The 9,207-nt window shown below is 53.5% G+C and carries 11 protein-coding genes and 1 tRNA gene; 7 read left to right on the top strand and 5 right to left on the bottom strand.

Annotated features, from left to right (window positions below; all coding sequences use genetic code 11):
* The coding region (locus Q1A71_RS23565) for a replication initiator protein A (RefSeq protein WP_299682823.1) at positions 1–412 on the bottom strand (412 nt) is incomplete at its 3' end.
* Between the two features lie 516 nt (positions 413–928).
* On the opposite strand from Q1A71_RS23565, the gene Q1A71_RS23560 reads away from it, so the two are divergent.
* The 3 genes from Q1A71_RS23560 (at position 929) to Q1A71_RS23550 (ending at position 2,063) form a co-directional block, all read left to right on the top strand.
* Complete coding sequence (locus Q1A71_RS23560) at positions 929–1,141, top strand: hypothetical protein (RefSeq protein WP_299682821.1); 213 nt, start codon at positions 929–931, stop codon at positions 1,139–1,141.
* A 378-nt stretch (positions 1,142–1,519) separates the two neighbouring features.
* A complete protein-coding gene (locus Q1A71_RS23555; RefSeq protein WP_299682819.1) occupies positions 1,520–1,804 on the top strand; it encodes a BrnT family toxin in 285 nt (94 codons plus the stop codon).
* Positions 1,779–2,063, top strand: coding sequence for a BrnA antitoxin family protein (locus tag Q1A71_RS23550; RefSeq protein ID WP_299682816.1), 285 nt, complete (start codon positions 1,779–1,781; stop codon positions 2,061–2,063). Before Q1A71_RS23555 ends, Q1A71_RS23550 begins: the two co-directional genes overlap by 26 nt.
* Positions 2,064–2,289: 226 nt before the next feature.
* Here Q1A71_RS23550 and Q1A71_RS23545 read toward each other — a convergent pair whose 3' ends face one another.
* Together Q1A71_RS23545 and Q1A71_RS23540 are read right to left on the bottom strand one after the other, a co-directional pair.
* Positions 2,290–2,688, bottom strand: coding sequence for a hypothetical protein (locus tag Q1A71_RS23545; RefSeq protein WP_299682814.1), 399 nt, complete (start codon positions 2,686–2,688; stop codon positions 2,290–2,292).
* A gap of 249 nt (positions 2,689–2,937) precedes the next feature.
* Positions 2,938–4,707 carry a type IV secretory system conjugative DNA transfer family protein gene (locus Q1A71_RS23540; protein WP_299682812.1) on the bottom strand — a complete coding sequence of 590 codons (1,770 nt, stop codon included), beginning with the start codon at positions 4,705–4,707 and terminating at the stop codon, positions 2,938–2,940.
* Between the two features lie 205 nt (positions 4,708–4,912).
* On the opposite strand from Q1A71_RS23540, the gene Q1A71_RS23535 reads away from it, so the two are divergent.
* The 4 genes from Q1A71_RS23535 (at position 4,913) to Q1A71_RS23520 (ending at position 7,745) form a co-directional block, all read left to right on the top strand.
* Positions 4,913–4,987, top strand: a tRNA-Val gene (locus Q1A71_RS23535).
* Between the two features lie 239 nt (positions 4,988–5,226).
* A complete protein-coding gene (mobC, locus tag Q1A71_RS23530) occupies positions 5,227–5,607 on the top strand; it encodes a plasmid mobilization relaxosome protein MobC (RefSeq protein ID WP_299682810.1) in 381 nt (126 codons plus the stop codon).
* Positions 5,604–7,253, top strand: a complete 1,650-nt coding sequence (locus tag Q1A71_RS23525) for a relaxase/mobilization nuclease domain-containing protein (protein WP_299682808.1) — start codon at positions 5,604–5,606, stop codon at positions 7,251–7,253. Before mobC ends, Q1A71_RS23525 begins: the two co-directional genes overlap by 4 nt.
* Before the next feature lie 30 nt (positions 7,254–7,283).
* A complete protein-coding gene (locus tag Q1A71_RS23520) occupies positions 7,284–7,745 on the top strand; it encodes a hypothetical protein (RefSeq protein ID WP_299682806.1) in 462 nt (153 codons plus the stop codon).
* A 280-nt stretch (positions 7,746–8,025) separates the two neighbouring features.
* Here the strand turns inward: Q1A71_RS23520 and Q1A71_RS23515 are convergent, their stop codons facing one another.
* Together Q1A71_RS23515 and Q1A71_RS23510 are read right to left on the bottom strand one after the other, a co-directional pair.
* Complete coding sequence (locus tag Q1A71_RS23515; protein WP_299682805.1) at positions 8,026–8,532, bottom strand: hypothetical protein; 507 nt, start codon at positions 8,530–8,532, stop codon at positions 8,026–8,028.
* Positions 8,532–9,207, bottom strand: a 676-nt coding sequence (locus tag Q1A71_RS23510) for a replication initiator protein A (RefSeq protein ID WP_299682802.1), incomplete at its 5' end; no start/stop codon positions are given. The genes Q1A71_RS23510 and Q1A71_RS23515, both read right to left, overlap by 1 nt.

Raw genomic sequence — 9,207 nt, 5'->3', positions numbered from 1 at the left:
TGTCGCCTGTCTTGATGTCCGTCTGAAAGGTCGTCCCGATCAGCCGATGGAAGGCATCTTCGAGCCTCTGATACTCGACCCCGCCCGTCTTGCGGTTGGTTGCAATCATCAGCTCGCGGGCCGAGAACCGCACCCGCTTGCCGATAGGTTTCCCTTGGTTCTTGAGGTGCATCAGTTGGCTGATGCAGAAAATCAGGATGTCCTTGTCGAAGATGGTCGGCAGGCCGCGCCCTGATGGAACGATTTTGAGACGGTTGCCACCTGCCTCATAGTGCAAGTGCCGATGGTCGGGCTTCGTGGCGAGACTGAAAATCGGGTGTTCCATCGACGCTGTGTCGTCCTTCGGGACGACATCCGCGATGTCGAGGATGAAGAAGTCTTTCTGGGGATGTCGGACTGGAAGCAAAGCCATGCGACTCAGGTTAGACGATTTTCGTTACATCGGGAACCAAAAGTTCGTCATATCGAGAACCGTCCACAAGTTCCTAGTCGGCCAAATGAAATTCGTCATATCGGGAACCCTTACTTACGGAAAATCCATTCGTTAGTTTCGGAACCAAAGTTCGTTAGTTTCGGAACCAAAGTTCGTTAGTTTCGGAACCAAAGTTCGTTAGTTTCGGAACCCATCCACAGGCCAAAGCCCTTATTCATAAGGCTCTGCCGAATCCGTAACTCACTACGTTAGTTAACAATGTTAACACTAGGCTGCGCCCAAAGGGCTTGCCTAAAAAGAATCGACCTATGGTCGATGCTCTAACCGCGATAATTGCCCTATGGGCAACGCGGTTCAGGTTCGCTCTAGCTCACCAAAGGAAAGGCGAGACGTGCCATCCATCGAGCACAGTCGCTGATAGATGCCTGAACCACCCCAGAACCTCCATCAAGGCAACCTGCTAAAGCAGGGGCTTCGCCGCCTTGACGGAGAACCATGGGGCGTTTCCGAGACGGCATCAGCGACAGCGGCTCCGAAGGAAAGGCACTTAAGACCAGCCCAACCACTGAAATTCAGCCGATGGGAATTAAGGCTCACCATAGCCATACCCGCAACAGGCTAGGATTTTCTTGGGAAAATCGTCCGAACAAGAATCAATTGCGAATTCTGAAAAATCAGAAGCTTGCTTGGATTCTTGATGCCGAATGATGCGTTAAGCGTATGTAAACAAACACTAAAACCTCTTTTCTCGAAGGGCTAATCTATGCACAGGATGTCCGTGCATTGCGGCACATCTTTGACCCATAGAGACTTCTGCCGCACAGAGGCGAATCTGCTCGATAGCATCGTCTCACAACAACTTATGAGGCATAGACATGACGCAAGAACTTAACTCAATCAGCTTGAAAGCCTTTATTTTTCAAGCTGATGCATCTGGAATATTGGCTCTGACAGCTATGGTCTTCGTAGTCGCAATGTTGTGTATCACAGCCATGGTCATAGCCCTGAAACGCCAGAAGTAGGCTGGGAATATGTTCTCATGGAAACGTAAGACACTTTGTGTTACATTAAACAATGAAGGCAACGATGCAGTTTGAATGGGATGATGAAAAATCAGAAGCGACCCGCCAGAGGCGAGGATTCGGGTTTGAGGAAGCCGCCGCCGTTTTCCTAGACCCCTGCCGCTTCACCTTCCCTGACAATCGCTTCGACTATGGCGAAGAACGATGGATCACCTTCGGTGAGATCGAAGGCCGCTTGTTCGCCGTGGCCTATACCATGCGCGGCGATGCGATCCGCATCATTTCCGCGCGGAAGGCCAACACTGGAGAAAGGAAACGCTACGATGAGCAGAAAGACATACACACTTGACCCCAAGGCCACGCCGAGGCTGAGCGACACGGCCAAGGCTGCCTATGATGCAACCACGGATGAGGATATCGACTACAACGACATCCCCGACATGAGCGATGTTGACTGGGATCGATCCGCCGCCAAGCCGACTGTCACCATGCGACTGGATGAAGACGTGATCCGCTACTTCAAGAGCGATGATCCGAAAGGCTACACACGCCGCATGGCGTCTGTGTTGACTGCCTTTGCGCGGAAGCAGGCTCCGACCATCGACTGAAATAAGGAACGATTTAAGCCCCGTACAGTGACTTTAGGCATTCGACCTGCCCCAGCTTAAAACGGGACTTCCCCATCGTTCAGTTTCCTAAGCCCTGTCCCATATTGTGCAAGATCGACTGCATCTGATTTCATTACACGGCCAAAGCCTCTGCAATAGCTACACCGAACGGTGAAGCCGAGATCGTCAATCCAGTTCCCCTGCCCTTCGCAAACTGGGCATGTTGCTATTTCTGCCAAAACCATTTTTTCGACTTCTCCGCCCGTTGATCTGTGATCTGGGCGGTAAGCTGGCGGCGTTCTCTGGCTTCATCATCCAGCCGTTGCCGCAAATCGCCTATGGTATCCTTCATTTCAGCCGTCAGGCGTTGTTCTGCTTTAAGCTCTGCCCGTATCTGCCCGATTTCCATAGCTAAATCGGTGTTCATTATAGTGTTTCGTCTTGGTTCTGCCTGTTCACCTTTTTCCTTTGCTGGAAACACCCTGAAAAGCTCCGCAGGGTCGATTGCAAACGCCCCGTTGTCCTGTTTCGTTGCGCTAAGTTTCCCTGTTTTTATGGCCTTTGAGAGTGTTGCCTTTGATCGTGAACACTCCTTAGCCGCCTCCCCTAAAGTCAGTGTTTTCATGCCTGTTTGCCCCTGTTTCATGTTGGTTTCGCACGTTCACCCTGAACGTGTTTACATGAACAGTTTGCCACATTCGCACGATCCGTCAAACAAGCACCGAGGGCAGGGGGCGGGGTCAAGAAAAATAGGAGCTACCGCACCGCATTTTTCTTGATGCCGACACATGGCCGATCACTCTAGAAACACCCCTTCCAATATCTTTCCTTCAAAGATCATTGGAAGGGGATGACTCCACGGCGAGTGGCCTTTTTAACCTGTAAAGGGCTGGATCGCCTCCCAAATGGGGGGCGCTTCTGCCCCCCATTTGTAGAAGCATTGCGCCTCATTCGGTGGGGTATTGTCCCAGCCGCATTGATCCCATTGCCATAGAGCTACAGCGAGAAGGAAGGTGCCGAGAGCGTATTTCAGGGGTGTCCATGTCCACTTGAAGCGGGTTTTTTCTGGCTTCCCGTCACCATTCAAATGTCGAACAACAGCCCGTCCGATGCGCCCCGTTGCATAGATCGGGAGGGTTGGATCGGCTTTGTAGTCGGGGTGCTGGACGTACATCCGCTTGCTTGTTTCAGGTTCGATGAACCGTGCATCTTGGTAGTAAACCACCTTATCCACGATCATCGGATCATGAGGCGATATCATGAGAATGGCCTTGTCATTTGGCATCTTCATGAGTTCATCCGCCGTCATGAGACTACGGCCAAAGCTTCGATCCTTCATTGACCGATAATGCGGATCAGCAGCGGATAACAAGAATCCGCCTTGCCTTATTTCGGCTGTTGTTTTCGATATCTGTTCAACCGTCTGTTGTCCCATGTATCGGCTAAAATATTCTGCGGTCAGTGGCTCATTGATCCCGAAAATCTGGATCACGCCTGCATTTGCAAGGAACGTTTGCCAACGGGTTTTGTAGAGGTCTTGCACCTGTGACAGGTCTTGCAGAATAATCCAGATACGCATCCCAAAACCAGCCATGAGGCCGAAGGCTTCTTCCACCATTTGCAGGCGATCCAAAGCGGCAAATTCATCGAGGATGAACAGGGCGGATTTTTTCGGTTTTCCTACCTTCCGAGTGATGGCCGTCAACCCCATGGAGACGAGCAAGCGAAGCCACCGCCCATGTGTTTTGAGGCGTTCAGCAGGGAGGACAAGAAACACCGTCAACGGCCTGTCATTGTCCTTGAGGCCACCGAAATCAAAGCTTGAGGATTCAAGCGTTGATCTGATCGCGGGGCTGTCCAGAAAGTGCGTATTGGACGCCGCTGTAGACATGACCGAGGCCAGTTCTTTTTCGGTTTTGCTCCTGAGACGGTTTGCGGCGTTGCGAACGGCTGGCACATGACTTTGCGCCATGTCTAGCACCAGTTCACCAAACTCTTTCGGGGGCATGGATATGATATCCCGCACCCTTGGAAGGTGGCGTTGCCCTTCTTCTTTGGGCGAGGTGATAACGTGCATGATAAGGCCAGCCATAGCGGCTTTGCCTTCCTGCGACCAATGAGGATCGTTCCCGCTTTCCGTAATCAAGGCTTCGGCAACCGTCATTGTGTCGTCTGTCAGGTCCATACTGTCAGGTGCGATCATGTCCAGAGGGTTGAAGCTGGCCGCTTGGAAGGGCGGTTTTTCGTCGTCCGATCCGTCAAACCCGCATTCCCCCTCAAGCCGTTTGAGGGCGATTTTCCACGGATCGAGGATTTGAACATCCTGCCCCATCCTGCGGCGTTGGTGGGCGGTAATGATGGCATTTTCGCCCTTGGGATCAATGCAGAGAATACCGCCTTCATAGGACAGCAGGGCGGGGACAATTGCGCTTGTACCTTTGCCGCTTCTGTTCTTGGCGATTGTCACCATATGCGCTTCCCCTGTGTAGGTCACAGGATCAACGGCGGGTGGTTCTGCGCCCCAACGTTTGCCGAAGGCGTGGCCGAGCGTGATGCCGTCTTTGTCGATTAGTCCCGCTTTGATGGCTTCGTTTTTTTCGAGCCACCGTGCGCTTCCGTGTTCTGTCAAATGTAGCTGGTTCATGGCTTTACCCTCTGATCTTCGGATCGTGCAAAATTTCTCAGGGGCAGGCTAGAGAGATGTTTTGGAAATTAAAAAAGCCGCGACAGAAACTCTGTGGCGGCTTAATGCTCTATGACCATATGGCAGTAATTATGACCTAATTTCTATGTTTAGTCAAGCCGCTTCGGGCTTGACCCGCAGGTGGGCTTCGCACTGGGCGGTTCAGGCGTTGATAGTTCAAAGGCCAGAACGGCTCTATGACCATGAGCAGATGCGGGTTCGATTCCCGCTCAGCGCACCACTGTGTTCTCTCAACGCTGCTGCCCAGTTTACGCGAAGCCCACCTGCGGGAGTTTGAAGTTAAGGTTCTGGTTTAACTGTGGATGACCGTGATTGTTGGCTTGTCATAACGGTCACATAGTAGATAGATTAGATTCAGAAACTTGGGTTATCGCGTTATGCAAGATGTTCGCGGTAGCACCGCAATCTTGGCAAGGGAGGTTTCAAAAACCCCCCGTTGCATCCCCAAAGAAGGCGCACATGGCACAGCACGACAAGGGCAAATCATCTGGATCGGAGACGCGGAAACGGCAGGCCGTTTTGCGTATCCGTATGACCGATGATGAATTTGCCGAGGTCGAGGCGTTGGCTGATAAGGCCGAGTTGACGCCCGCCAGCTATGCCCGTTCGATCCTGCTTTCTGCCCCTGCCCCGCGTGCCCGTCGCCGCCCTTCTGTCAACACGCAGGAGGTTGCGCGATTGCTGGGCGAGCTTGGCAAGGTGGGTTCGAACCTGAACCAGATCGCCCACCATTTGAACGCAGGCACAGGGGGCGCAGGTTCAAACAGTACTGCCGAAGCTATCGCCGATGTGCGCGCCATGCGGGACGCTTGCCTTGCCGCCCTCGGGCGGAAGCCGTGATCCTGAAGGGTAACATTCGCGCCAACGGGCAGGAGCTTGCCCGCCACCTGTTGAACGATCACCACGAAATCGACCCAGACGCCCACACACAGCCACCACGAGGGAATGAACGTGTCGAGGTGGCCGAGTTGCGAGGCTTTGCCGCCAGTGATCTTGCAGGGGCGTTTCAGGAGATCGAGGCGGTAGCCGCAGGCACGAAATCAACCAAGCCGATTTACAGCCTTTCGATCAATCCAAGCGAACCCATGACACGGGAACAGTATGCCGCGGCGATCGACAAGATCGAGGACAAGTTAGGTCTACAGGATCAGCCCCGCGCGGTGGTGTTTCATGTGAAGGACGGGCGGGAGCATTGTCACGTTGCATGGTCGCGGATCGACCTTGAGAAGATGCAGGCGCGGCACATGGAATTTGACCGCCAGAAGTTGCGGGAGGTAGCTAGGGAACTGGTGCGAGATCTTGGCCATGAGATGCCAAAGCACCTTGGCGAAGATCGAGGCACGGACAGATTCAAGGATCGTTTTGCAGAGGTTTCCCTTGCCGAAAAGGGGCAGTCTGAACGTTCAGGGGTAACACCCTCCGAACGGCGAGAAACGATCACAGAAGCCTATCACATGGCCGATAGTGCCACCGCCTTCAGGTCAGCCCTTCAGGAGCAGGGATACACGCTTGCAGAGGGCGACAAGCGGGGCTTTGTGGTGCTGGATCATGTAGGCGAGGTTCACGCCCTTAACCGCCAGATCGAGGGCGTGAAGGCCAAGGATATTCGAGAGACCTTGCGGCTTGATGATCTGGACAATTTGCCCACCGTTCAGCAGGCAAAGGAGCAGATTGCCGAGCTTGCCCGCCAGACAGCCACAGAGAGGCCACAGGAGCGCGAAGACCCAACCGAGGCACTGGCAACAGTCGAAGACACGTTGCAGGCTCTCAGGGACGCACAGCGCGCCGAAATGAAGGCATTGAACGGATCATATCGGGAGACCTTGGCCGCACTCCGTGAAACGGAGACCGAGCGGATCGACGACACCAAGGCCGCGATCAAAGAAGTTTATCGGGAAGACTGGCGCGATCTGTTTCAACGCCAAGAGGCCGAGAGACAGGCCATCGAGGATATGACCGCCACAGCAGGAAGCCGGCTAAAATCTCTTTTGTCCGGACGTGCCGGCGATGCCTTCGATTTTGAGAACCGTGGAACATTGGCGGGGGCATTCCGATTTCTCGCCCGTGGTGAGATCGACACGGCCAAGCTTGAGAAGGCACAGGAGGCCGAGCGCAAGGAGCTGGGCGACCTGCAACGATTGGCCGAACGTGAAGAAATCCGAGCCATACGGCAGGAGGTCAAAGAACAGCGCGCCGAAGCCAGAGAACAGCATGACGATGTTATGACCATCACCCGTGAAAGCTATGCCGATCAACTGGACGAAGCCCTAGAGAACGTCAGGCGCAATCAACGGATTATTGAAGACCAAGGCCGCGATCTATCGAAAGGCGATGTGGCCGAACGTGAAAACCGTTATGGCTTTGCATCCAGTCCTTACGGCCTTGCGAAAGACGGTGGCTATGGCCTTGGCCGAGGCCGTGAAGACGATGACGACGACGAACGGCCATTCAAACCACCCACGCCAGGACAAAGTTTCACGCCGTAAGCTGTGCAAAGACTGAGAACAGGACATCAAATGAAGTTCTTCACAGAAGCTATGATTTTTGAGGATATGAAGTTCCGCCGAAGCCTGAAAAAGTTACAGACAGCAGAGCAAGCAATTATAGATGCTTATGGCGAAGATATTGAGAAAGCTCGCGCGGAGCAGAACTGGGAAGACGAACAGGGAATTGCGTCTACGATGTTCTTTGAACAGGACAACGTGCGAAGCGAAATACGAAGCTTACAGCATAGCTACGTTACTAATCAGGCCGACAGATTGCTGTTACCCGTCCCAAAATTTGATACGGAATCTCCTGATTGGAAATATTCTGATTATAGTGGCAGATGGACACTGTCTCCTGAGGTTTTGGCTCGATTAGGGCGCGAAGTGCGGCAGGAACGGCGGGAGCGATTGGAGCTAGTTTTCCTTTGGCCGTCTGCCATGATCGGCCTTCTGGGCGGCCTCATTGGTATTTTTACGGCCTTCTGGCGGTGAGCATATCAACAGTCTGCGCAACTTACCTTGGATGCCAGCCTTCTCGACCCATTGGGGGGTCATACTTGCCGAATACACGCTTGCTCACGCTGTCGTAGACACATCCGCAGTAGGAACACCGTTTCGGTGTCCCTACCGCCTTCCTGTGGTCGTCTGGGAGCTTGGAGAGCATCCCGTCTGTCATGTCTCTCTGGCGGTCTTGTGTGCCGCCAGAGCAGCTATGCGGGCATACGGTTTTCATTGGTCGCTCCTCTCAGCTTCTTTGGGTTCTGGTAACAAGCTAAGAACGCCACTTTTTGCCAGTTTCATCTATGGCGAAGGCTCGAACAGGCGTGAGGTAGCCATCTTCTTCCTTGGAAAACACTGAAAAGGAGCGAGAGGAGCGTGGCGGTATCTCGATATTTCCTGTCGTGGAAACCGCCTCGTAAATCAAACTCGTGCTAGATGGCCTCCGCGTAGTGGCGTTTTCTCTTCCTTGCTTAGTAACGACCCATACATCTTCGAGATGTGCCGTGACCGCACCGATGTTTCTCACCTTGACCTTGTGCGTCACTAGAGAGGTTGGAGCAGACCTGAATACTTGTTCTTCTTCGGGCAGCTTCAACTTTTCGATGAACTCATCCTCTGTCACCGTGGGTAGGATTTCCAGTTTGAGCCTGATTTTGCTGCCCGCTACGGCATGCCTATACCGTACAAAATTTAGGCCGAGCGCTATGGTCCCAACTGCCGCGCCATAGGTGGCGAGCAAGTTCGCGGCAAGGAAATCTAAAACGCCTGAGATTTCCATTACCTTAGTTTTTTTGCGTTCTGGCAGTACGCCACGAAGGCCGCGCCTGCGTTCTTTGGCGGGTTACCGCGTGCGGTTTCCGACCTAGCGAAGGCCAGCCATTGGTCTCTGAGAGCGTAGAAGTCCCAGCCCTTTTCGCGGGCGGCCTCGCGGGCTTTTTCCTCTGCCCATTCGGGGATGAAAATGTCCTGACCAAGTTCGACTTTAGCCGCCCTTGGCCGTACCGTCACAAGGTCTTTGTTGTCCAACTCGAACCGATAAAACGGCGTGTGGTCGGACTCGATAATCTCGCGCAGGTTCAAGCGGAACCGCTTCAACGGAGCGTTGCTTCCCGTCTTCGCTTGAAGTTTATCAAGGCCGATATGCCATTTTTTTTGGTTGCCGCAGTGCTTCCGTGCAATCTCATATAGTCGCCGTTCAAGCGGGCGGCGGAGTCGGAAGTAGTCGGGCGAGATGGTCACAACCTCGGAGGATTCAATTGCCCGCATGAACCAGTCTGACAGAATGACTTCACAGTAATCTAGGCGCATCCGTTCATCGTCATGGTAGACGAACCCACTGCCTGAATCGATGAGCGAAAAGAACCGCGTTTCCCGCTTGTCGCCTGTCTTGATGTCCGTCTGAAAGGTCGTCCCGATCAGCCGATGGAAGGCATCTTCGAGCCTCTGATACTCG

It is taken from the genome of uncultured Roseobacter sp., from assembly GCF_947493125.1.
Lineage (GTDB): Bacteria > Pseudomonadota > Alphaproteobacteria > Rhodobacterales > Rhodobacteraceae > Roseobacter.
The sequence above is the reverse complement of the archived record's forward strand: the minus strand, read 5'-3'. Positions and strand labels throughout refer to the sequence as shown.

Bases quoted from the DNA above. Each gene is read 5' to 3' on its own strand.
- Q1A71_RS23560 (WP_299682821.1), top strand. From the start codon at position 929: ATGGGGCGTTTCCGAGACGGCATCAGCGACAGCGGCTCCGAAGGAAAG.
- Q1A71_RS23555 (WP_299682819.1), top strand. From the start codon at position 1,520: ATGCAGTTTGAATGGGATGATGAAAAATCAGAAGCGACCCGCCAGAGG.
- Q1A71_RS23550 (WP_299682816.1), top strand. From the start codon at position 1,779: ATGAGCAGAAAGACATACACACTTGACCCCAAGGCCACGCCGAGGCTG.
- Q1A71_RS23545 (WP_299682814.1), bottom strand. From the start codon at position 2,688: ATGAAAACACTGACTTTAGGGGAGGCGGCTAAGGAGTGTTCACGATCA.
- Q1A71_RS23540 (WP_299682812.1), bottom strand. From the start codon at position 4,707: ATGAACCAGCTACATTTGACAGAACACGGAAGCGCACGGTGGCTCGAA.
- mobC (WP_299682810.1), top strand. From the start codon at position 5,227: ATGGCACAGCACGACAAGGGCAAATCATCTGGATCGGAGACGCGGAAA.
- Q1A71_RS23520 (WP_299682806.1), top strand. From the start codon at position 7,284: ATGAAGTTCTTCACAGAAGCTATGATTTTTGAGGATATGAAGTTCCGC.
- Q1A71_RS23515 (WP_299682805.1), bottom strand. From the start codon at position 8,532: ATGGAAATCTCAGGCGTTTTAGATTTCCTTGCCGCGAACTTGCTCGCC.